We start from the raw sequence: 18,523 nt of genomic DNA on the forward strand, positions 1-18,523 counted from the left end.
CCTCTCATTTTTTCTCGATTAAATAAGCAGCAATCGCAAGCCATGTAACACAAATCAATGTTCCACCTAAAACAAATACCGCTTCGCGCCAACCAAACGCACAAAATAATACGGCAATTAATGCAATCGCAAAAATGGCAAGCATTATGTATCCGATAATCATTTCTGGAACTCCTCTCGGCACGCGGCGCAACGGTAGATAACGTCTTTGTGAAATTTCAGATCAATTACTTTATCTATGGGCCTCATGCAGGAATAAACAACTTTTTTGAATATCCCTGAATATATTTGCCCTATTAAAAAATGACAGTTATCGCCGCAAGCGTCGCCGTCGTACTCGATGTTTACCGTTACCGGTATTCGCGTTGGTTTCATAATTTCCTCCGGTGATATAGGTTCCCATCCTCCCCAATTTCCGATGTCAGTCATCCATCGCCGCCTCCCTGCTTCCGCGCTTTGCGCCCAATGAACAACTGATCGCCCTTAAACAATGAGCACACCGCTATGGCATCATTCTTTTGCAAGGCATATAGAATTGTTTTATCGTTTTCGGGTGCATCTTCCATCGGGCCATTTATACAAAACCAATCATGATTTTTAGCGTCGAGTATATTTGATAATGTTTCCGCAATTTTTCTTTGATGTAGTACTTCTGTTTGTAGCCTTAACATTTCATCTCTGGCGCACTTCGGGAGTCGCAAGAGTGTACGCGATGATATATTTAATTTTGGCCTGAGCAATTCGTCTTTTTCAATCTGTTCAAAAATATCCATGTCAGTCATTCTCCTTTTCGTTTCCGTTTTGCTTCCGCGCGGCAAGCATCGCGTCGGCAATTTCGTATGCTAATTTCACCGCTCTTTCAATGTCATAGTCCCAATATTTATTTGAGATAATCCCCCTGAGCGCCGCCATTGCGAACTGGTCGCGCAGCGTGGCCGTTTGGGCCTCTTCATGTATCATCTTTTTTACAAAACATGCCGGGTGCATACCATTGATTTCCCTATCAGACATTCCCGGTTTATGACATTCTGGACATACCATATCACTTCTCCCCTTTCCATTTTCGCCCGTGTTGACAATTCTCCCAATAAGGCTGTGTACAGATATGCGTCAGGTTAGATTTGCATATAATTTGAGAATCGTACATGTGACATCGTTTCGCTGGCAATTCGGCATTCAGCCAGTCGCGCAGCGCGGCGGCTTCTCTGGTTGTTATCCGTATGTTTATTTTCAAAATAGGGAAAGACAACACAACTCCCAATTCGTCATATTCCATGATAACATTTTTCAGCCGCTTCGTTTTCGCCGCCATCAGGACACCGCCTCGTCGTTTTCGATTGCCCTTGACATTTCCAACATCTTATCCGTTATAAAATCTTTCAACTCTTGTATTTCCTTATCTGCCTGTTCTGTTGTGAAGTTGCTTTCTTGTCCCAAACATTTCAATGCGTATGATACGGCAGCATCTATGTATCCCTTTTCAATGGCAATGCCATGTTTTTCATATAGCCATTGAGATATTATTTGTGGAATATCATGATACAGGCTCCAATATATATGCTGTTTGCATTTTATATCTTTTAGGTGTTGATCTATTTTTCTAATAGTGTCCCATGAAATAATTGATTTTGTCAGTTGTGTTTTTTCAACTCTATTTAAAAATCTTTGCCTTATGTTTGAGTCGTCTGATGTCCAATACCCGTCATTATCATCGCCGCAGATATAATCCAATACCCAGTTTATAATATCATCATTCAGGGCAACTGATTTTACAAAATCTTTTTGATCTTGTTCGCTCATTGCTGAATATAAATCGTTGATATTGATTAGAATGTTTGCCCCTTCAAATTTAATCATGGTTCAATCTCCCTCGTCGTTTTCGATTGCCGCGCTCGCGGCGTTGGTTATCTTACACGTCCGGCAACTGCCAGCCGGTTTTTTACAATGATCACAGATCAAGTTGATGATTCCGCACTCGACACAGTTCCCGTCGTCGCACAGTTCATCGATATGGAACTTCCTGCCACACCCGCCGCAGATCCGCACGCAGTCCGGGCAGATGATTTCGCCGTCCGGCATAAACGTCATGAGCGCGGCATCCCATTCGTTGTAGCAGTCGGAACAGATTGTCATTTGATCAGTCCCGGGATATAGATGCTTTTCGAGCAACACGGAATCATGTAGCTGTAGTCCGTAGAATTTCCGAACCGGACGCATTTACCGTCAGACGTGTGCGTGTCACAGGCTCGTGGCTGCTGAATGCGCTTAACGTACTCCGGTTGCGACGTGTTGAGCGCGATAACGAATCCGGCGATGAATAGGATTGTGTGCATCACTTCACCAGCCCCGTCATTTTGCGAATCTCGGGCAGAAGCGCGTACAGGTTGCGCCCTGGGCACGCTGTCGCCGCGTGTGGCGCGTCTTTGTGGCCGATGAGATGAATAACTCCGTAATACTGCCGGATGTCGCGCAGAAGCGAGACAAGCTCATCAATCTGTTTTTGTGTCGGCTCCTCGTTTTCAAAGTTGCCGACCACGCACACTCCGTATGATTGGCTGTTGAATCCCTTGCAGTGCGCCCCAACCTTGCTTGCCGGTCGCCCGGCCACGCGCTTCCCGAGACGGTCAATGATCCAATGGTAGCCAATCGAGTTGAATCCGCGCGCCCTGTGCCACTCGGCTATCATCTCCGGCGTGGTGGACACGCGCGGGCTTGCGCTGTGGTGGAGAACTATCGTTTCGCGTTTTGCCATTTCATTCACCGTCCCTGACGATAAGTACGCACACGAGCATCACGATTAAACCGGTAGCGTATGCGTTTAAAGATAAAATCAGTTTGCTTGTCGGCGTAGGGAACACGGAAACGATGTGCATCCAGCCTACAAACCCGGTCACCGCGCACAGTATCCATTTTTTAAACGTCATTTTGGACACCGGCCTTTGTTGTGGTGTATCCACCATTGGGATGTTTATATGCCGGTAAGCATTCTTTTGAGTCGAGCCCATCGCACGGTTCAAAATCATCGAGTCCGCAGCCGCAATCATGATTTACAAGCCCGTCGTATCCGTTATCTTTCAGGTATTTCTTTACGATTTCAAGACAGTTCACTTCGCGCCTCCCGGCCACTCGCGGCACAGATCTCCCGCTAATATTCAATCTCATCACATTCACAGTTTTTTGATTTTCTGTATTCCGGCTTCACGTCATACCATCGTGAGTACCCGGACTCATCGTCTATTTCCTCGGTGCTATCGCATTCCAATATAAAGTATTCGTTTCCGCAACGATTACACCTTACTTTAGGGTTATACGGACGATGGAATCCATTTTTTTCTGCTATCCTGTTTGCGGCATACATCATTCGTATTGCTCGGTCTGGAGATTTTTCTTTATGGAATGATTCGTCGAGCGTTAAATCAGAACAAACTTCATCCATTGCCAATATCTTGCATATCCATTTTTCTGCCGCTCCGCGTGAACCAAAAGATTTTTTGGGATATATTTCATGGCCGTCTTTGATCGTGACGGGCAACGGCATATATCTAATGGCCTTGAATGTTCTTATCATTTCATCAGTCCTTTCGGGAATTCGCGGCACCGCTCGCCCGCGAGGTGTTTTCTATTTCTGCAATCCCATCAAGCATATCATCAACAGATATTCCTTTTGATTTCATATAGGCAACCTGTTGCATTATGATTTCTTCAAGCGATTTGATTTTTTGTATTTGAGAATCAACTTTTGAAATTATTTCATCAAGGAATTCGGTGGGTGTGCATTCGGAGTACCACCATATATTGCCGTTTGCCATCATGTATCTGTTTTCGTCGCTCATAACACACTCACCGCCGATCTGTTGTCTGTACGCCCCGTGTCCCTCAGGCACTGGCCGACCGGGAACCACTCCACGCAGCCGCATTTCGAACATGCGTATTTTTCATACCGTTTATTTTTCAGCATTGTCATGCCGCGTGATTTCAGCCGCTGTTGGTAGTAGCGGTTCTGGAATTCATTCTGTCCGATAAAGTAGTGGGTGCAAGGCATTTTATTTGCTCTCCGAATTCAATATTGATGAAAGTAAATATCCCATATTGAATACAATCAAGATACCGACTATTTGTATTATTCCACTTGTTAGAACTACCAGCGCGACAGGAACAGGGATGAAGCATAATATTATTGCAAGATATACCTTTGCCTTGTATGTCATCGTCGTTCCCTCGTTTCGTTGTCTATCGGGTGAACAGGAGTTGAACCCGTGACCTCGGCCCCTGAAAAACCTGTCTTTCAACAGGGTTCACACGGGCCGCGCTCTACACTGAGCTATCACCCGTGGCGGTTCCTACCCTTGGTGTTACCGCCAACCCCGTGGGCCGGTTGCGAGCCGGACACCGGAACTACTTGTAACGCGGAAAATAAAAAGAGCGCGTGAGTCCGTAGACCGCGCTAATTACGCTTCGCCTGCCGGCACGCCGTCCAACGGAAGTTCTTTCCCGGACATGGCACATTCCACGGCGTACTCGATGATTGCGTCCGTGGCTGTCGCTCCAAGGCCCGTGAGCCTCGTTTTAAGCGACATTTCGGCCACTTCCTTAATGTCCTGTGCTCCGATGGCTTTCGCAGCTTCAATCTGGTCATGGGCCAACGATGTCAGCCGCGAGATTGAAATGCCTTGCAGATTGCGCTTCATGAATTCCGATGCGTTCATTGCCTTTATACCCCCTTTGTTATTTTGCTGCAACTTTGATGGTCAACTCACAAACCAATGTCGGTTTACCGAATCCAGATTTTGTCAAAAATACCGGCGGCAGTAGGTATCCAAGAATTTGTGGGTATTCCTTGACATCAATATACCCGTCCGCCCCCTGATAATAAGCAAAATGATGGTTGAAAAAGTATGGTATGTTCAAAACGGCGGCTCCCCCAGATTGTTCTCCGCGTTGTCAACGTCCGCGTTGGTGATTCCGTCGGTGTCGTCCATGTACGCGGGTTGAGCATCGCATTTTTTCCAGTAGCCCCACGATTTGTACAGGTTCCCGTTTTTGTCCCGTTTCTGTTTTTTGTTCGTGGTCAGCGTGGCTTCGAACAGCAATCCGGTTATGGCCTCAACGGTGTCTGGATCGCTTAGGCAAAATGGGCCTTCGTTTTCCAAGCCTGCCGCCGTTAGAAACCAACGCAATTTTTGAAACGTGAAATCGTTGTTTCCGCCTTCTTTGATGTAGTAGAATTCCTCACCACGGCTCCCGATGAATGGCCCCTGGTACACATTCAGCCCGAGAGAGTATGTGATCGTCCCTTCGGCTTCGTCTCCGCCCTCGCGTACTCCCGTCACCTGTACGATGTGTTTTCCGTCGGGGAAAGCATTCTTTGGCTTGTTAAATTGATCATCAGGTGGTAATTCTTTGTATTTTTGTTCCAGTTCTTCACGGTTCATTTCATAAGCTCCTTTTGGATTGGTTTTTCGGCACCTGTGGCTGCGTCTGCAACGCGTTTATATGCCGCAAGAATTAATTCCGCGCTCGCTCTTGGATCGTCAGTTACAAGCTCAATCGGGTCGTCCATGTTGTATCGTCCACCAGCGACATATTGTGGATCGCCTTTTGTCCTAAGTTCTCTTACTTTTGTCGTTTCACCCTTTTCAATTTTTGCCCGATAGCGAAGGTACCAAACTGAATCTACCATTGCAAGAATGGCGTCACGAATTTGATTGTTTTTGTCTGTTGGTAAAGAGGGCCTTATAATAATCTTCCCGTTTTCCTCGCATTGTTTTTCATGCGCTATAAGAATAACTCCCTTGCCGCATCTTTGTAGTTCATTTATTGGCAATACAAATTCCCTAATAAGCCTATCCCTTCCAACGCCCCAAGCGATGTCTTGTTCGTGTTGAATTCCATTCGCCTTTAAAAACCAATCGACGAACATATACCATAATGCCGTTATTGTGTCGATTGCAATCATGTCTATTGGTTCGTTTTTTATTGTTGACATGCAGGATGTAAAATCATCCCATCCAGATATTCTATTTGATAATGCTGAAATTTTCCCATCTCCTCTTTCTGCCGCAATGAACCCCATTTTCGGAGATAGAAATTGAGTAATTTGTGTTTTACCAATTTTTTGAGTTCCATAAAGAAGAATTTTTTCTTTAGGGAAAGAATACACAGGCCTTGTCATTTTGAATTTACTCTCGATCATTTTATATCACCTTTGCCCTTTTGAGTTCCTCGTGCGTGCGCGCCTCGTCAATTACGTAGCCATTTTGCAACGCGAGGTCATGCTTGCCGTTATAATGGTGGCAGTACGCATAATACGCGCACCGCGAATACTGGCCCACGCACGCCGAATAATTCTTGCGCCATATCTTTGTTTCCCTGTTGCGCTCAATCGCGTCAATAATCAGCGAATACCACTGGAACATTTCATCAATCTGCTGCGCGTCAAAATAGAGTTCCACGCGCGTGAAGTGCTTGCTCCGGTCGCCAAGCATTTTCTCGCAACATTCGATTTGATACTCTGCAAGGCTTTGGTTCTTTTTCAGCCTGATCGACGGCTTGATCACAATGTCATACTCGAAAACGTCTTTATCGAACGCGCTCAAATATACGCGCTGACTGTTGACGGCGAACCGGTCATGAAGATACTGATTCTGTTGCGCGTAAAATTTGTGGTCCACAACGCGGTCGGCGCAAACCTTGTCTGCCACGCCGCACAGAGCCCATCCTTCATTTTTGTGCATAAGAATTTTAAATCCCTGCTCAATCAGCGCTAATGGGTAGCCGCCATCGGCCCCGTAGTGCGCCTCGTAAGCTTGCAGGACACCCGCGAGCTTGGCTGTCTTGTCGTCGTGGACCTTTATCGGCGTGTTGAATGCCAGTGCCGCATGAAGCGCGCTACCGACTGACATTCCATCGTTTTCTTCGCGCTTAACGGGGTGAATGTTCATTTCCATTGATAGGTTGTAAAGTTGGTGGCATTCGTTGAACTTCGCCGCCGCGCTGTTGGTGATTATGTTGTTCATTCACCACCGTCCAGGAATCGGCAGTATTTCATGAGCAGAAACCGAAAGCCCATGAAGAAGACGAAGGAGATTGCCGATAATGCCAGTGTTAAAAGTCCTGATTTTGTAATGTCAGACATGTTATTCCTTCCCGGTGAGGATGTCTATGATTTGTTTTGACCAAATTGGGACATCATACGGCGGGTCATTGAGCTTTATTTTCGCAGCGTCAATCCACGCCTTGTACGCGTCGCGCTCTTTTTCTCGCTCCATACATGTTTCCATGAGTTCTTTGTAGGACGCGCATTGTGCATAAAACATATTTTTATTTTCGTCGCGCTCTTGCATGAACCGGTCCCCGGCCTCTTTCAGCGTCTTGCATTTTTTATTTTCGTCCTCGAACAGTTCTTTGTAGGTGTCGCGCTCGGCCTCAAGCTTCGCAACTTTTTCGCTGTAATAACCTTTGCAGAATGCGTTTTTACTTTCTTTAATGAATCCTGTTTTCGGCTCCGCGCGCGGCTCGTCGATTCGTTTAACAACCAGAGTAGATGCGTTATATATTGCCGCGAGTGTAATCCCGTCTTTATCGCGCAATTCGATCACTCCAAACGGCAATGTATTGTCTGTTTGTAATTCAATTTTCATCGTCACACCTCCGCGTCGTCTGTAATATATTTTTTGATGTTTGGGTGCGTCCTGACAAGATGCCGGATTGTCTGTTTGACCGTCCACTCTTTATCAGTGCGGTACTTCTCTATTAAATCATACGTCAGATCGTCTACTCTTACTTGGTGATCGCCTTCACATCCCATTTTGTTAAGCCTCCGTTATCAGACAGTATATATCGTTTGCTTACACTTGTCAACAGTCGTGGCAAATTATTTTGTGCGCCTTGTAATTTCGTCCATCACGCCCATGTCCACTACCGGCCACGCGGCAGCGGCCTTGACCTTGCGCTCGTAGAATTTCGTCAGCAATCTCAGCGTGAACATTTCACCAACTTTCCGATTGCAACAGAATATCACGGGTATGTGATAATCAAGCATCAATGCGGCGGTGGCCCCAACCACTGCGTTAGGGTGTGCAAGGCTTCTATAAACATTTTTTACGATGTCGAGCATTGAACATTCTACCACCACTGCAAAAAATTCATACCGGCGCGCAAGCTCCATCTCTCGCAGGAACCGCTCTCGATTCAGGATGATTGAACCAACATAATCGTCAAGCGTCTTTCGCTCTATGCTGATACCGTCAACCTCATATCCCTGCACGCTGTAGTCGCCCGCGTCGAGTTTCTGGCGAATGGTTTGATAGCCCTTGAATTCGTAGGCCGATTCCGATACCCGCGCGCTCGGAAGCTGCTCTCGCGTGTCAACCACTATAATGATCGGGGGTTTCTGCATTATTCCTCAACCGGAATCAACAAGTTTTCAATCACCTGTCTGTCTTTTGTGAATATTGGACACGGACAAATAACAGTCCATTCTCTATCGTAACAGATAAAGCGGCCATTCTTTAGAACGTCGTCTAAATCGGCCCAGTTTATATCTTTGGTGTGAAGCATTTCGTGCATGTCCGAAGTGTTTTTCCCGTGAAGTTGCTTATGTGAAAAGTGCGCCTGTGCCAACATCTGTATTGAATTCCTAAACCAATCCTTTTGCCGCCATACAAAATAATTTGTGACTTCCTCTTTTGGGATGTTGAACACGCGGCTGTCAAAAAATGCTCTGACGTGTAGTTGATGTGAAAATGCAACGGAAGCAATACCGGCGGACACACTTGTCATTTTCTGGATGTTGTAATCAAACCACGCGTCAGTATTCAACCGATCAAAGTCCGTTATCAGGATTGATATTTCATCGCTTTGGATGTACGCGCATTTTGCCCCTTGAATTTCTTTTAGAACTTGTGCGGCTGTGCTTGACATTGCGTTTATAAAATCCACGTCAAATGGCTTTTTGTATTTCCGCGTCATTGTATGAAACGCTTTTCCGTCAAGCCGCATTATCACGGGCGTTCGCCGATTCAGATAGAACCGCGAACGATTTTCGTAATTGTTTTTCATCCTGTCGCCAATGCTATCCATATTAATCTCCTTTTTTCTATCGCGTGTCCACGATAATTACGGGATTACTCGCTTTCATATTTGCTTTCGTCTCCGTTATCGTTGCCGATAGGATTATCAAAGCCGTATTTCAGCGCGGTTGCTTTGAACAGGGGTAAGCCGTACATTGGATATTCATCAAAATCTTCAAGCCCTTCTTCAAGAATCCAATTCCACATCTTTACTACTTCAAACATCAAGGATGCGGATATGCCGCGTTGGCCAAGGGCTTTTTCAAACCCGAACGCGACATCACTTTTGAGTTGTTCGAGAATATTTTCCCTTGTGAATTCTTCGGCGACATGCTTGCCCTTGAATTCGTCTTTAAGCTCGATTCCGATTTTGTCTAAGTGTTCTTCTGGTACAAACCGGGCCAATCTGTTTGCGTCCCTGTTATCAATACATTCTGATTCAAACTGATTTAATACCTGTTCAAGCGTTTTCATGTCGTTCTCCTTTTTAAAATGATGATCACGGGCTGCGGCTTCATTTGCGATATCCCGCCACGCCGTCCGGCAACGTCTCGTGCGCCGCAAGCTCGAAAAACTCGCCGCGCATCCGGGACGCCTCGGCCAGAGCCTTACCGTTTAAGGCTTCCAGTTCGGCGTTCAAAACTTCGCGCTCGCATTGGATTTCTTTCAGCCTACGGCGGATTACGTCCGTGCGCTTGCCGATGTCGAGTAGGTTGCTCATAACGCGTCCTCTCCTTTTTCTTCATAAAAGAATTGTGTTAACAGGCTCATGTGCGCCTTGAATTTCCCAATCGGCCCGTACCTGTTAGCAATCACGATGATGTCTGTATCCTCTTTCGGGACATTCTTTCCAGTGAGCGCGGGCCTGTAAATGAAAGTCACGGAAGTCGCGTTTTGTTCAAGGTCGCCGGATTCCCGGAGATCGGAAAGTCTCGGCGTGTCCCCTTCCTCGGCCCCGCGCCCGAGTTGTGAAACCAGAATAACCGGAACGCGCAAGGTTTTGGATATTTCATACAGCGTCATGGCCGCGCGTCCGATTGCTTGGTACCGTTTTTCACGGAAGCTGTGCCGGATGAGTTGCACGTGGTCCACTACAATCATGCTCAACGGAGATTCAGCGTGCGTCTGGTAGATCGTGGATTCAATCTGTTCAATCGTCTGGTTAGGGTTGTCGCGGATAATCCAACCGGACCCGGCAATCTTCTCAAACTCATCCATGACGCGCCCGGTTTCCCACTCGGACGTATTCCCGCGCATAATTGATTGCGAGTTTATGCCGGTGCGCTGGGAAACAATTTTCGTTAAGATGTCACGAGCTGGCATTTCGAGGGAAAACATAAGCACGGAGTTTTCCGGGCTTTGAATATGGTCGGAAATTTGAACGGCCATAGACGTTTTCCCGTGCTTGGCGCGCCCGGCAATGAGGTTCAGGGATTGCGGTCGAATTCCGCACAGGAGATTGTCGAGCTTGGTTATCCCCGTGGAATGGCCCACAAGGCCACCACCGGCGCCGTAGAGCGCGGAAAACTCTTGTATGGCCTCAATGCACTGCGTTTTGATGTTCACGGCCTCTACGGGTGTCCTGCGCATTATTTTTCGAAGGTTCTCAATGGCTTTGATCCCGATGGTGTCCGGCGAGTCCTGCCCGGATTCTGATTCAACCGAAAGCGTCAGCCCCGCTTCCCGGTATTTTCGGCGTTGCGAACATGCAATGACGGAGGCCGCGTAATATTTCCAGTCGCCGGGTGCCGGTACGGTTTCCATGCAGGTTGCGAGTTCGGCGGCGAATCCACGGCCATGCCGCTTTTCGAGTTCCGTGTTGACCGTCACCATGTCCACGGCCCCGGTCATTTCAACCATGGCCCCGTAAATCTGCGAGTGTATCACATTGTGGAAGTCGTTTTGATACAGTTGCCCGGCCACGAGCTTTATAATGCTGTTGTCCAATAGGATGGCCCCGAGTATAGAAAGTTCACTTTGGATGTCGTGTAGCATTATACGTACTCCATGTTGTCGGCGGCTGACCGTCGTGCTGATTTTTTGGGCTGTTCCCTTTTTTTCAATTCCAATTCAAACGACCCGCGCAATGATTCTGAAACGATTGCCGATAATGCTACGATTCCCTGCTGTAGACAAAATTCTACAAGCGCGCAAAAATATTGTTCATTGTACTTTTCTGGTTTGGACTCCGAAAGCCGCTTAATAATACTATTAAATGCTTTTACTTGTTTAGCATCAGGCTTTATTGTTTCTTTTGTCATTTCTTCGTATTGCTTATGATAGTATGCCCGTATAACACTGCTTAATTTATATTCTTTACCAACTGCCTTATTAATAATAAAAGAATATTGCGCGCCGGGGTCACTACAGGGCACTACAGGTAATTGGGGGTCACTACAGGGCACTACAGGTAATAAACCAACAATTTCGACATCGATGAGTTTTTGTATTTCTTCTTTCACGTAAACAACGCTTGTCCCTACATGGTAGAATTTGATTTTATCAAGTGGTGGCCGCGCGTTTTTAAGTGTTCCATAACTGATACAGAGCATTTTTGCCGCCTGTCTTCTGTTAATCAAAGTCGCCATTCTTAACGAATCCTATAAAAAAACAACCCAACGGCGACGTATGGCCCGGCAAGAGGTGTAACGTCAACCGTTGGGTGTTTTCTTCACGTTGTTGGAATCAGCTTGCCGAGCCATGCCAGTAATATACCACGGCCCGGCGCGCTTGTCAAGACTCCGTTTCAGGTTTTTTTGAATTCAGATAATCCCGCAGCGCGCGCCGGACGATACAGCCCACGCTTGGTTTCTCCCCGGTCAGTTTCATTTCAGCCTCTTGGTGTTGGCCGATCTCCGTGAACATCTCGTCAGTGATGAATGTTTGGAGCTTTCGGTTCATTGTCATGTTTATAACCCCTTTCAGAATTTATCCACAATGGCTCACAGTGTGCCTAAATGGACGCTGGTGTGACGAAACGGCCCTAAGGTATACCGACGTATACCTCGGGGCTTTTCGTGGCTTAGAATTACTTTAAACGGTAGCCGATAGCCAGTAGGGCAGTGGCGATGCTGGTCAGCAGGATCACGCCGTGCATTCCGTAAAGTTGCGGATTTGACAAAACAGTCATTGCTTCCTGTAGCATTTTTGTTACTCCTTTCCCTCGGCCTTGGCGATGGCGGCTTTGAGTTCAAGCCATGCGTTTATTTTGTCTTGGTCAGTATAATCTGATGTTGACACGGCAAATAGTTTTTTCGCCGCCCAAAGCAGGTCGTCACGCTGTTGTTTCGTCTTCGGCGCCGCCGCTATCAGCCGCGCGTTGGCCTGTTGAATACTAATGGGCTCGTTTGGATTTGTTGCGCAAATTGATATCCCTCTTTCGTCAACAACGTGTATTTCCCATCCTGTAAGCACTTGGGTTTTTACTGTTTTCCATTTCCCTGGTGTGTGTCCGCTCATCTCGTCACGCTTGCCGCGTTTATATCCGCAGTTTTCACAGCCTTTTGATGTAATCCAAGCCCCGCATTTTGGACATTTTAACATCTCGTCACGCTCCTTTTTTTCTGTTTTCATTCATCCACGTGTTGAATTTCAGCCCGCACGGCGTACACCATGCGGTTAAATAAACCGTGTACATTTCGTCGCCGTCGCTGGCCCGGACCAACTTTGCAGGCTGGCCCAAAATTGCGAATGTTTCGACCGTATTGTCGTGGTTGGCCGGAATCTCGCAGCCGCAAAGCCCACATTTGCCGCCCGCTTTGCATTCATAGTAAAACTCGGAGAATTTTTCAATTTCCCGTTTGCCAGTAATCAGGATTTTCGTTTTCATGACTCACGCTCCTTTGCGTTTTTATACCACACCGCGTCAAGCGGTTTTGGTGCTGTTTTTACCGCGTTTCGAGGCTATTTTCGGCCTCGCGGGGTAGTCACTCTCCATTCGTAGCCGCTATCGGCTTATTTTGCTTAGATTTTGCCAATTCGTACAATTTCCTCGTTGTGTAAATACCAAAAATCATTTTTGCCGGTAATTAAAAAATTATGATTTGTAACTCTCGTAACTTCGGCCAATTCAAAAAATTCAAATCCATGGCCGTACTTCTTTTCCACGATTTGTACAAGATCGCCCGAATTGACTGGCTTACCAAAAAAATCAATTGGCTTAAATTCCATCTCAATCGCCTCCTTCGTTTTAGTGCCGTTCCCGGCCCCGGATCTCCAGTTTTTAGGCTGGGTCACCGGCGCGGGGGCGCGGGTTATGCTATTTCCCATTCGTAAAGAGAAAATTCCAGTTCTTCGAAGTCATATAGTGCCATAGGGCTAACACTTTCATCATAGCCTGGATGATAGCCCTTAGGTTTTCCCTCTGCAAAAAATTGTTTTGAAGGCATGTATTTTGTCGCAATGTGCGTTATGGTCAATGGCTTGTCTTTATATCCATTGCCATAATTTTCTAATGCGTCTTCATTCATGAATACCGTGTTTCCTATTTTGCGTTTCATTTCAATCACCTCCGATAATTTGCCCGGTCAACACCGGCCCGGAAGATCCCCGAAGGGATCCGCCGCGCGGGGGTTAGGCTGATTTCGTCAACTGATATTGTGCATCAATTCCAATGATTGCGACTTCGGGAAAGTGTTCGCTGCCGCGTCCCGTTTTCCGTGCTGTTGCCAGTTTGCGCAACATCATTTTCTTTAATTCATAGTGCGGGATTTTTTTCCCATTGATAAAAATGTCGTTAACAACTGGAATTTTACCCGATCTTGCTTGAAAAACTTCATACAAAAAAGAAGCTATTGAGTGTTCGCCGAAATGAGTATTGCATTGGTTTATCCCGTCAAAAGTACAGGTCATAATGCATGAATACCCGCCACGTGGGTTTTTGTCTGCTGTTGCTTTTAAGATTGTTGTCATGTCCTTAACCTCGTTTCAAGTTTCCCGCAGCGCGGGTTTTTCCAGCATGGCCGGTTAAGCAGCCGCACGAATGCAGCCGGTTAACGGGTCAAACGGTTGTTCTTATATAAGTGTTCCAGCGGCCTGTTTTGATTTCATGATCTGAAATATATTTGCGTGCTTCTGCACATTCTTTTGTCGAAAACAGATTATTTCCACAGGCCATATTTTCAAAGATGTCGCGGGCAATTGATTCAACAGTGTCCCCGTATTTTTTTGAAAGCTTTTCAAGTGTTGGATATTTCATTTCGTTATCCTCTTTTCTAAGTTGTGGCCGCGCCGTGTGTCTCACTGGCCTACTTACATTATAATCCTATTTATAATAATGTCAATACTTATTTATAAATATTTTCAAAGTTTTTTTTATCCGCATGAATAAAGGCATTTTCACGACATATATCTTATATATAAGAGTAATTATCGTATGCGCACGCGCGCACGGGCGGAAAAAACCATAACTCAAATAATAAAAAGCATTTGTTATTGTTTATTAAATGCTTTTAATCTTTTTGGTAAAATGATTTTATGTATTATTTTCTAGAGCCAGTTGTCCGAGTATTGATATTTTCGGTAGTCCTATTTTTTATCCCAATGGGTAGATAGTAGCAACAGCATATTTTTATTCCATAAGAAGCGGTATCTTATTTTTTTATTCGCGCGCGCACGCGTTTCATTGCAGCGTTGTAGTCCTCAAGACTACAAGCTTGCCGTCCTGGAGTTGACACGACACAACATACCTGTATAAATATTTATACACTAAAAGGTCGATATCCGGCATGATCGTGACAGTGGCCAGTGGGCAGGCCCGAGCGCCTACAATCACGCAAGCCGCAAATTCCGGGAATTGATATCATACTATCAATATACCATTAAAAAGCCCGCAAATCGCATTCTGTGCGTGTACGATAATATCACTATTGTACAATTTATCAGATAAGCGCGCGTATGTTTCAATCAAAGCTGAAAATTATATAGATATCATACACCTTTTTGTATTAAATGTGTATTCAATACAATTTCATATTATTATAGATTGTTTGTTATGTTGTGAGTGTCACGGCCATGGTGATGGCGACGGCCAGCGCGCACCATGAACATATTGTTACAGACTGGCCAGAGCGTGCCGCATATCATTGTCACGATTTCAAACGCCCAGGGGCCCCCGGCTCGATTTCGTTTAGGTTCCCCGGTCAGCGGATGACTTGACGTGGCGCGGGGTATATATATATATCGGGTTAAGGAATCTGTTATACACACACACAGTAACGTCCCTTGGCGAGAAAGCGGCGACTACTTGACAAAATTAAATAAAATGGATATGGTAGTTAAAGGAATGGGGGTAAATGGAATGAGTTACGAAGTGAGCGAGCGGGTACAAAGGATTGTGCGGCATATTTGTGAGGTACATCAGCGGGCTGGGTTTCAGAATGAGATACTTGCGGCTTTGGACGCCGGGAAGGAGCGGTATGATGGAGGGGTTGAAATAATCAACTCGGTTCGTGGCGGGTTTGTATCGAAGCCGCCGGCGCATTACCAAAACGAAATTTGCCTTTCCCGAAAGCAAATGATAATGTGTGAGGCTCTTGAAAATGATGAGTTGGCATTTTTCTTCAACATCAAAGTGGGTGCGGCGTTTGACCGGCTTGAGAAAGACATGCTGCACTATTTGATGCACGATGAAAAGAAAATCGTTGGCTGCGGATTAGATATAATCCCAGAGCTTGACAGAGTTGGCGTTGACATCATCAGAATACGCAAGGCCAAACTTAAAAGCCATTCGCTGGACACGCTTTGCTTCACACCGTTATTGACCAACATAGATAAAACTGTGTACGTGGCGTATGTGACATGGACGGGGCAGGTATTTTTCGATGCCTGACAACGACGGAATCAGAGTGGGACGCCCGAACAAGGTGGATGGTGGGCGTGACGTGAATATCAATTTCAGGTTGAGCCAAGGGGAACGGGCGCGATTCAACGCGGTATGTCAGAGGGAGCGCAAGAGCCAGAGTGATTTTGTGATGTGGGTGGTGGCGCAGATGGAGGCGATACAACTTGAAGGGAGCGGACAATGAAGAAGAAAAAATTAAATGAACGAATATCGGAGTTGGAATATCGGATATTGAAGTTGGAGAATCCCGGGGAGGCATGTATTTGGACAGAGATGCCACCTGAATATGTGACTTTCGATATCTCAAGGAGCCAACAGACTCTTGATGTGGATGTTTACCCGGCTACTGGCTGCATAAAATGGAGTGATATAAAAATTGATATGAAAAAAACAATGAACAAACAAAACAAGGCTTTGGTGTTTGGCACATGACCGAAGAAGAAAATAAAATTCAAGAAGAATATGGGATAGACAATTTAAGACCAATCCCCGAAGACGATGTTTACAAGGCATTAATCCGAAGTGAAGTTGAATTAAAAGAAGTTGTCGACGCTGAAATTGAGCATCAGCTTGAAATACTGGAAGCGGCACGTGATGAGGCCAAGGCGCGGTGGGAAAGCGCACAGAAAGAAAACGAGCGGGGCGTCCTCAGCGAAAAAGAATTTCAGAAAGAACTTGAGCGTCGCATTGCGGCTGACAAAGAATACGAAGATGAGGTTATCAGGAGTTTCGGCAAATGCCGGATTGAACGGTTCGTGGCTGTCATTCAGCGGCTTCGGATTGTAAACAAAAAAGGGAAAAAGCAGGAAATAAAACTTAATACCGGTCAGCGCAAAATGCTTCAAGCGGCGTGGGACCAGGCGACACTTGACCGGCCAATCGCGGTTATGCTGTTGAAAGCGCGGCAGTTCGGCGGCAGCACATTCATTGCCCTGCTTTTTTATTTGTTTCAGCGGGCCATGCCTGGGCGGTTGCAATTTATTATTGCGCACAAGACACAATTCAGCAAAAAGATTCACCAGAAACTGAAAGTTGCGTATGAGAACGACCCGAACAAGTCAGAAATGAAAATATTGAAATCGTCGATTGAGGATAAAGAGGATGGGGAGATAAACGTCGAGAGCGGGTACGACGATGATTTGTTGAAGTCAACGACCACACATGGCCTCCACGCGAGCGAGATTGAACTGTGGCGTGACCCGGAGGGTGCGTTCCTTGCCATGTTACAGGCAGTACCCGAGGAACCTCTTTCGATGCTGTGGATTGAAACGACGGCCAAGGGGCAGGGGACTTATTTCCACAAGCGGTACACGAGCGACATCCGTGACGGAATTTCCAGAATATTTGTTGGGTGGCATGAGATTGAAGAATACACCATGCCGTTTGTCTATGATAAGATTGCCGGTGCGCTTGACGATATTACCCGGGATGATTTTATCAAGGAGTTGAAAGACGAAGAACATACCTTGATGCGGGCCTACAATCTCACGCTCGAACAGATGCACTGGCGTCGGTACATCATAAACAAAAAGTGCAACGGGTCTGATACCCAGTTCAAACAGGAATACCCGATCAACGAGCGCGAGGCATTTTTGGGCAAGGGCCACAACGTGTTTGACGGCGTTATCCAAGAGGAGCTGAACAACAATCACAATCTGCTCATGGAAAAGCTCAAGGAATTCAAGCGTCCGTGGATCGGGGAAATAACGATAGTTAACCAGCTCGACAACGGTTCTTATGAACACAGGATGCGACGGAACAGTGATGGCCGGTTCACAATGTTCGAGATGCCGCAGAAGGGGCATTCGTATGTTATTGGGGTCGATGTTTCAGAGGGCATTGAAATTGAGGGCGTGGACGACGATGAAAAGTACAGCCGCGACAATCACGCAATAACGGTTATTGATGTCGGAGCAATATTTGCAAGGTCGTGGCACCTGCCGGTGTTGCTCGGGTGTCAGGACCGCGTGTTGTCACCGTATCAGGTGGCGAGTTGGTACGGCAAGTGTGAACCGACTGACCTTGCCTACATTATCCACGTTATCGCCGAAATGTATTTCAAGGCGTTCACGGCGATTGAGGCCAACAATCACGGAATATCCGTCATTAAAAAGCTGCATAAGGATTTGAAATACCCATCGTCGCGCATGATGAACTCACAGACGTTCAATGTGACCCGGACACGCGGGACAAACAAGCTCGGTTGGATGACCACCAGTAAAACGCGCGGGCCGCTCATTGACAATTTCTGCGAAGCCGTGAATTTGGGGTACTGTTCTTTCTACTCGAAGGAATTTATCAAAGAGGTTTCAACATTCATTGACATAAAAGGGAAGTTTCAGGCCGCGCGCGGGTGCCGGGATGATGCTTTGATGTCAGCGGCAATCGCCGTCCAGGCCTACCGCGACCCGAAAATGGTTAAGAGCGCATTCAGCGACCTGCAAGGCAAAGACAGCATCGAGGCGCGGCTGAATGACCTTAAAAACATGCGGCAACTTCGCATCGGCCAGTCCTACAAGGGCATGACCGTCGTAAAATAACGCCAAAACCAACATGAATATATTTTTATACACCTATTGACACGGTGTATATTTTGTTGTACCCTGAAATG

General features: G+C 46.3%; 34 protein-coding genes and 1 tRNA gene. 3 read left to right on the forward strand and 32 right to left on the reverse strand.

The window, feature by feature from the left end:
• Nucleotides 1-4 precede the first annotated feature (4 nt).
• The 32 genes from WC407_RS13870 to WC407_RS14025 all read right to left on the reverse strand — a co-directional run bounded on the left by WC407_RS13870 (nucleotide 5) and on the right by WC407_RS14025 (nucleotide 14,268).
• Nucleotides 5-163 carry a hypothetical protein gene (locus tag WC407_RS13870; RefSeq protein WP_373023276.1) on the reverse strand — a complete coding sequence of 53 codons (159 nt, stop codon included), beginning with the start codon at nucleotides 161-163 and terminating at the stop codon, nucleotides 5-7.
• Entirely contained in the window at nucleotides 160-429 is a 270-nt protein-coding gene (locus WC407_RS13875) for a hypothetical protein (RefSeq protein ID WP_373023277.1), read from the reverse strand. Before WC407_RS13875 ends, WC407_RS13870 begins: the two co-directional genes overlap by 4 nt.
• Nucleotides 426-773 carry a hypothetical protein gene (locus tag WC407_RS13880; RefSeq protein WP_373023278.1) on the reverse strand — a complete coding sequence of 116 codons (348 nt, stop codon included), beginning with the start codon at nucleotides 771-773 and terminating at the stop codon, nucleotides 426-428. The genes WC407_RS13875 and WC407_RS13880 overlap by 4 nt, the downstream gene beginning before the upstream one ends.
• Nucleotide 774: 1 nt before the next feature.
• Nucleotides 775-1,041, reverse strand: coding sequence for a hypothetical protein (locus WC407_RS13885; protein ID WP_373023279.1), 267 nt, complete (start codon nucleotides 1,039-1,041; stop codon nucleotides 775-777).
• Nucleotide 1,042: 1 nt separating this feature from the next.
• Nucleotides 1,043-1,312 carry a hypothetical protein gene (locus tag WC407_RS13890; protein ID WP_373023280.1) on the reverse strand — a complete coding sequence of 90 codons (270 nt, stop codon included), beginning with the start codon at nucleotides 1,310-1,312 and terminating at the stop codon, nucleotides 1,043-1,045.
• Nucleotides 1,312-1,857 carry a hypothetical protein gene (locus tag WC407_RS13895; RefSeq protein ID WP_373023281.1) on the reverse strand — a complete coding sequence of 182 codons (546 nt, stop codon included), beginning with the start codon at nucleotides 1,855-1,857 and terminating at the stop codon, nucleotides 1,312-1,314. The genes WC407_RS13890 and WC407_RS13895 overlap by 1 nt, the downstream gene beginning before the upstream one ends.
• Before the next feature lie 272 nt (nucleotides 1,858-2,129).
• Nucleotides 2,130-2,333, reverse strand: a complete 204-nt coding sequence (locus WC407_RS13900) for a hypothetical protein (protein WP_373023282.1) — start codon at nucleotides 2,331-2,333, stop codon at nucleotides 2,130-2,132.
• A complete protein-coding gene (locus tag WC407_RS13905) occupies nucleotides 2,333-2,752 on the reverse strand; it encodes a peptidoglycan recognition family protein (RefSeq protein ID WP_373023283.1) in 420 nt (139 codons plus the stop codon). Before WC407_RS13905 ends, WC407_RS13900 begins: the two co-directional genes overlap by 1 nt.
• 161 nt (nucleotides 2,753-2,913) lie before the next feature.
• The gene (locus WC407_RS13910; protein ID WP_373023284.1) at nucleotides 2,914-3,108 is read right to left on the reverse strand and encodes a hypothetical protein; all 195 of its coding nucleotides are present in this window, start codon (nucleotides 3,106-3,108) and stop codon (nucleotides 2,914-2,916) included.
• Nucleotides 3,109-3,145: 37 nt separating this feature from the next.
• On the reverse strand, nucleotides 3,146-3,568 hold the full coding sequence (locus tag WC407_RS13915) for a hypothetical protein (RefSeq protein ID WP_373023285.1): 423 nt from the start codon (nucleotides 3,566-3,568) through the stop codon (nucleotides 3,146-3,148).
• A 4-nt stretch (nucleotides 3,569-3,572) separates the two neighbouring features.
• Nucleotides 3,573-3,926: a hypothetical protein gene (locus WC407_RS13920; RefSeq protein ID WP_373023286.1), complete on the reverse strand. Its 354-nt coding sequence runs from the start codon at nucleotides 3,924-3,926 to the stop codon at nucleotides 3,573-3,575.
• A 307-nt stretch (nucleotides 3,927-4,233) separates the two neighbouring features.
• A tRNA-OTHER gene (locus tag WC407_RS13925) sits at nucleotides 4,234-4,331 on the reverse strand.
• A 117-nt stretch (nucleotides 4,332-4,448) separates the two neighbouring features.
• Nucleotides 4,449-4,706 (reverse strand): hypothetical protein, encoded by a 258-nt coding sequence (locus WC407_RS13930; protein ID WP_373023287.1) that lies wholly within the window; start codon nucleotides 4,704-4,706, stop codon nucleotides 4,449-4,451.
• A 19-nt stretch (nucleotides 4,707-4,725) separates the two neighbouring features.
• Nucleotides 4,726-4,908, reverse strand: a complete 183-nt coding sequence (locus WC407_RS13935; protein WP_373023288.1) for a hypothetical protein — start codon at nucleotides 4,906-4,908, stop codon at nucleotides 4,726-4,728.
• Nucleotides 4,905-5,432: a hypothetical protein gene (locus tag WC407_RS13940; protein WP_373023289.1), complete on the reverse strand. Its 528-nt coding sequence runs from the start codon at nucleotides 5,430-5,432 to the stop codon at nucleotides 4,905-4,907. Before WC407_RS13940 ends, WC407_RS13935 begins: the two co-directional genes overlap by 4 nt.
• The gene (locus WC407_RS13945) at nucleotides 5,429-6,193 is read right to left on the reverse strand and encodes an AAA family ATPase (protein WP_373023290.1); all 765 of its coding nucleotides are present in this window, start codon (nucleotides 6,191-6,193) and stop codon (nucleotides 5,429-5,431) included. The genes WC407_RS13940 and WC407_RS13945 overlap by 4 nt, the downstream gene beginning before the upstream one ends.
• Nucleotide 6,194: 1 nt before the next feature.
• The gene (locus WC407_RS13950; RefSeq protein WP_373023291.1) at nucleotides 6,195-7,016 is read right to left on the reverse strand and encodes a hypothetical protein; all 822 of its coding nucleotides are present in this window, start codon (nucleotides 7,014-7,016) and stop codon (nucleotides 6,195-6,197) included.
• Between the two features lie 120 nt (nucleotides 7,017-7,136).
• On the reverse strand, nucleotides 7,137-7,640 hold the full coding sequence (locus WC407_RS13955; RefSeq protein WP_373023292.1) for a hypothetical protein: 504 nt from the start codon (nucleotides 7,638-7,640) through the stop codon (nucleotides 7,137-7,139).
• Nucleotides 7,641-7,642: 2 nt separating this feature from the next.
• The gene (locus WC407_RS13960; RefSeq protein WP_373023293.1) at nucleotides 7,643-7,807 is read right to left on the reverse strand and encodes a hypothetical protein; all 165 of its coding nucleotides are present in this window, start codon (nucleotides 7,805-7,807) and stop codon (nucleotides 7,643-7,645) included.
• A gap of 66 nt (nucleotides 7,808-7,873) precedes the next feature.
• Nucleotides 7,874-8,398, reverse strand: a complete 525-nt coding sequence (locus WC407_RS13965) for an ERCC4 domain-containing protein (RefSeq protein ID WP_373023294.1) — start codon at nucleotides 8,396-8,398, stop codon at nucleotides 7,874-7,876.
• The gene (locus tag WC407_RS13970; protein WP_373023295.1) at nucleotides 8,398-9,081 is read right to left on the reverse strand and encodes a tRNA(His) guanylyltransferase Thg1 family protein; all 684 of its coding nucleotides are present in this window, start codon (nucleotides 9,079-9,081) and stop codon (nucleotides 8,398-8,400) included. The genes WC407_RS13965 and WC407_RS13970 overlap by 1 nt, the downstream gene beginning before the upstream one ends.
• Nucleotides 9,082-9,125: 44 nt before the next feature.
• Nucleotides 9,126-9,545 (reverse strand): hypothetical protein, encoded by a 420-nt coding sequence (locus tag WC407_RS13975; protein WP_373023296.1) that lies wholly within the window; start codon nucleotides 9,543-9,545, stop codon nucleotides 9,126-9,128.
• A 40-nt stretch (nucleotides 9,546-9,585) separates the two neighbouring features.
• Nucleotides 9,586-9,792 carry a hypothetical protein gene (locus WC407_RS13980; RefSeq protein ID WP_373023297.1) on the reverse strand — a complete coding sequence of 69 codons (207 nt, stop codon included), beginning with the start codon at nucleotides 9,790-9,792 and terminating at the stop codon, nucleotides 9,586-9,588.
• A complete protein-coding gene (locus WC407_RS13985; protein ID WP_373023298.1) occupies nucleotides 9,789-11,066 on the reverse strand; it encodes a replicative DNA helicase in 1,278 nt (425 codons plus the stop codon). Before WC407_RS13985 ends, WC407_RS13980 begins: the two co-directional genes overlap by 4 nt.
• Complete coding sequence (locus WC407_RS13990) at nucleotides 11,066-11,659, reverse strand: hypothetical protein (protein WP_373023299.1); 594 nt, start codon at nucleotides 11,657-11,659, stop codon at nucleotides 11,066-11,068. The genes WC407_RS13985 and WC407_RS13990 overlap by 1 nt, the downstream gene beginning before the upstream one ends.
• A 145-nt stretch (nucleotides 11,660-11,804) precedes the next feature.
• Nucleotides 11,805-11,978: a hypothetical protein gene (locus tag WC407_RS13995; RefSeq protein ID WP_373023300.1), complete on the reverse strand. Its 174-nt coding sequence runs from the start codon at nucleotides 11,976-11,978 to the stop codon at nucleotides 11,805-11,807.
• A 243-nt stretch (nucleotides 11,979-12,221) separates the two neighbouring features.
• Complete coding sequence (locus tag WC407_RS14000; RefSeq protein ID WP_373023301.1) at nucleotides 12,222-12,644, reverse strand: hypothetical protein; 423 nt, start codon at nucleotides 12,642-12,644, stop codon at nucleotides 12,222-12,224.
• Nucleotides 12,619-12,900, reverse strand: a complete 282-nt coding sequence (locus WC407_RS14005) for a hypothetical protein (protein ID WP_373023302.1) — start codon at nucleotides 12,898-12,900, stop codon at nucleotides 12,619-12,621. The genes WC407_RS14000 and WC407_RS14005 overlap by 26 nt, the downstream gene beginning before the upstream one ends.
• Before the next feature lie 134 nt (nucleotides 12,901-13,034).
• On the reverse strand, nucleotides 13,035-13,241 hold the full coding sequence (locus WC407_RS14010; RefSeq protein ID WP_373023303.1) for a hypothetical protein: 207 nt from the start codon (nucleotides 13,239-13,241) through the stop codon (nucleotides 13,035-13,037).
• An 83-nt stretch (nucleotides 13,242-13,324) separates the two neighbouring features.
• Nucleotides 13,325-13,570, reverse strand: a complete 246-nt coding sequence (locus tag WC407_RS14015; RefSeq protein ID WP_373023304.1) for a hypothetical protein — start codon at nucleotides 13,568-13,570, stop codon at nucleotides 13,325-13,327.
• Nucleotides 13,571-13,643: 73 nt separating this feature from the next.
• On the reverse strand, nucleotides 13,644-13,982 hold the full coding sequence (locus WC407_RS14020; protein ID WP_373023305.1) for a hypothetical protein: 339 nt from the start codon (nucleotides 13,980-13,982) through the stop codon (nucleotides 13,644-13,646).
• Between the two features lie 88 nt (nucleotides 13,983-14,070).
• Entirely contained in the window at nucleotides 14,071-14,268 is a 198-nt protein-coding gene (locus WC407_RS14025) for a hypothetical protein (RefSeq protein ID WP_373023306.1), read from the reverse strand.
• A 1,047-nt stretch (nucleotides 14,269-15,315) separates the two neighbouring features.
• Here WC407_RS14025 and WC407_RS14030 point away from each other — a divergent pair.
• The 3 genes from WC407_RS14030 (at nucleotide 15,316) to WC407_RS14040 (ending at nucleotide 18,452) form a co-directional block, all read left to right on the forward strand.
• Nucleotides 15,316-15,900 carry a hypothetical protein gene (locus WC407_RS14030; RefSeq protein WP_373023307.1) on the forward strand — a complete coding sequence of 195 codons (585 nt, stop codon included), beginning with the start codon at nucleotides 15,316-15,318 and terminating at the stop codon, nucleotides 15,898-15,900.
• A 192-nt stretch (nucleotides 15,901-16,092) separates the two neighbouring features.
• A complete protein-coding gene (locus tag WC407_RS14035; RefSeq protein WP_373023308.1) occupies nucleotides 16,093-16,344 on the forward strand; it encodes a hypothetical protein in 252 nt (83 codons plus the stop codon).
• On the forward strand, nucleotides 16,341-18,452 hold the full coding sequence (locus WC407_RS14040) for a hypothetical protein (RefSeq protein ID WP_373023309.1): 2,112 nt from the start codon (nucleotides 16,341-16,343) through the stop codon (nucleotides 18,450-18,452). Before WC407_RS14035 ends, WC407_RS14040 begins: the two co-directional genes overlap by 4 nt.
• Nucleotides 18,453-18,523 lie beyond the last annotated feature (71 nt).

Origin of the sequence: Sulfuricurvum sp., from assembly GCF_041651515.1 — a bacterium.
Taxonomy (GTDB): domain Bacteria; phylum Campylobacterota; class Campylobacteria; order Campylobacterales; family Sulfurimonadaceae; genus Sulfuricurvum.

Coding starts and splice junctions, on each gene's coding strand:
- WC407_RS13870 (WP_373023276.1), bottom strand. CDS start 163: ATGATTATCGGATACATAATGCTTGCCATTTTTGCGATTGCATTAATT.
- WC407_RS13875 (WP_373023277.1), bottom strand. CDS start 429: ATGACTGACATCGGAAATTGGGGAGGATGGGAACCTATATCACCGGAG.
- WC407_RS13880 (WP_373023278.1), bottom strand. CDS start 773: ATGGATATTTTTGAACAGATTGAAAAAGACGAATTGCTCAGGCCAAAA.
- WC407_RS13885 (WP_373023279.1), bottom strand. CDS start 1,041: ATGGTATGTCCAGAATGTCATAAACCGGGAATGTCTGATAGGGAAATC.
- WC407_RS13890 (WP_373023280.1), bottom strand. CDS start 1,312: ATGGCGGCGAAAACGAAGCGGCTGAAAAATGTTATCATGGAATATGAC.
- WC407_RS13895 (WP_373023281.1), bottom strand. CDS start 1,857: ATGATTAAATTTGAAGGGGCAAACATTCTAATCAATATCAACGATTTA.
- WC407_RS13900 (WP_373023282.1), bottom strand. CDS start 2,333: ATGCACACAATCCTATTCATCGCCGGATTCGTTATCGCGCTCAACACG.
- WC407_RS13905 (WP_373023283.1), bottom strand. CDS start 2,752: ATGGCAAAACGCGAAACGATAGTTCTCCACCACAGCGCAAGCCCGCGC.
- WC407_RS13915 (WP_373023285.1), bottom strand. CDS start 3,568: ATGATAAGAACATTCAAGGCCATTAGATATATGCCGTTGCCCGTCACG.
- WC407_RS13920 (WP_373023286.1), bottom strand. CDS start 3,926: ATGTTCGAAATGCGGCTGCGTGGAGTGGTTCCCGGTCGGCCAGTGCCT.
- WC407_RS13930 (WP_373023287.1), bottom strand. CDS start 4,706: ATGAACGCATCGGAATTCATGAAGCGCAATCTGCAAGGCATTTCAATC.
- WC407_RS13940 (WP_373023289.1), bottom strand. CDS start 5,432: ATGAACCGTGAAGAACTGGAACAAAAATACAAAGAATTACCACCTGAT.
- WC407_RS13945 (WP_373023290.1), bottom strand. CDS start 6,193: ATGATCGAGAGTAAATTCAAAATGACAAGGCCTGTGTATTCTTTCCCT.
- WC407_RS13950 (WP_373023291.1), bottom strand. CDS start 7,016: ATGAACAACATAATCACCAACAGCGCGGCGGCGAAGTTCAACGAATGC.
- WC407_RS13955 (WP_373023292.1), bottom strand. CDS start 7,640: ATGAAAATTGAATTACAAACAGACAATACATTGCCGTTTGGAGTGATC.
- WC407_RS13960 (WP_373023293.1), bottom strand. CDS start 7,807: ATGGGATGTGAAGGCGATCACCAAGTAAGAGTAGACGATCTGACGTAT.
- WC407_RS13965 (WP_373023294.1), bottom strand. CDS start 8,398: ATGCAGAAACCCCCGATCATTATAGTGGTTGACACGCGAGAGCAGCTT.
- WC407_RS13970 (WP_373023295.1), bottom strand. CDS start 9,081: ATGGATAGCATTGGCGACAGGATGAAAAACAATTACGAAAATCGTTCG.
- WC407_RS13975 (WP_373023296.1), bottom strand. CDS start 9,545: ATGAAAACGCTTGAACAGGTATTAAATCAGTTTGAATCAGAATGTATT.
- WC407_RS13980 (WP_373023297.1), bottom strand. CDS start 9,792: ATGAGCAACCTACTCGACATCGGCAAGCGCACGGACGTAATCCGCCGT.
- WC407_RS13985 (WP_373023298.1), bottom strand. CDS start 11,066: ATGCTACACGACATCCAAAGTGAACTTTCTATACTCGGGGCCATCCTA.
- WC407_RS13990 (WP_373023299.1), bottom strand. CDS start 11,659: ATGGCGACTTTGATTAACAGAAGACAGGCGGCAAAAATGCTCTGTATC.
- WC407_RS13995 (WP_373023300.1), bottom strand. CDS start 11,978: ATGACAATGAACCGAAAGCTCCAAACATTCATCACTGACGAGATGTTC.
- WC407_RS14000 (WP_373023301.1), bottom strand. CDS start 12,644: ATGAAAACAGAAAAAAAGGAGCGTGACGAGATGTTAAAATGTCCAAAA.
- WC407_RS14005 (WP_373023302.1), bottom strand. CDS start 12,900: ATGAAAACGAAAATCCTGATTACTGGCAAACGGGAAATTGAAAAATTC.
- WC407_RS14010 (WP_373023303.1), bottom strand. CDS start 13,241: ATGGAATTTAAGCCAATTGATTTTTTTGGTAAGCCAGTCAATTCGGGC.
- WC407_RS14015 (WP_373023304.1), bottom strand. CDS start 13,570: ATGAAACGCAAAATAGGAAACACGGTATTCATGAATGAAGACGCATTA.
- WC407_RS14020 (WP_373023305.1), bottom strand. CDS start 13,982: ATGACAACAATCTTAAAAGCAACAGCAGACAAAAACCCACGTGGCGGG.
- WC407_RS14025 (WP_373023306.1), bottom strand. CDS start 14,268: ATGAAATATCCAACACTTGAAAAGCTTTCAAAAAAATACGGGGACACT.
- WC407_RS14035 (WP_373023308.1), top strand. CDS start 16,093: ATGAAGAAGAAAAAATTAAATGAACGAATATCGGAGTTGGAATATCGG.
- WC407_RS14040 (WP_373023309.1), top strand. CDS start 16,341: ATGACCGAAGAAGAAAATAAAATTCAAGAAGAATATGGGATAGACAAT.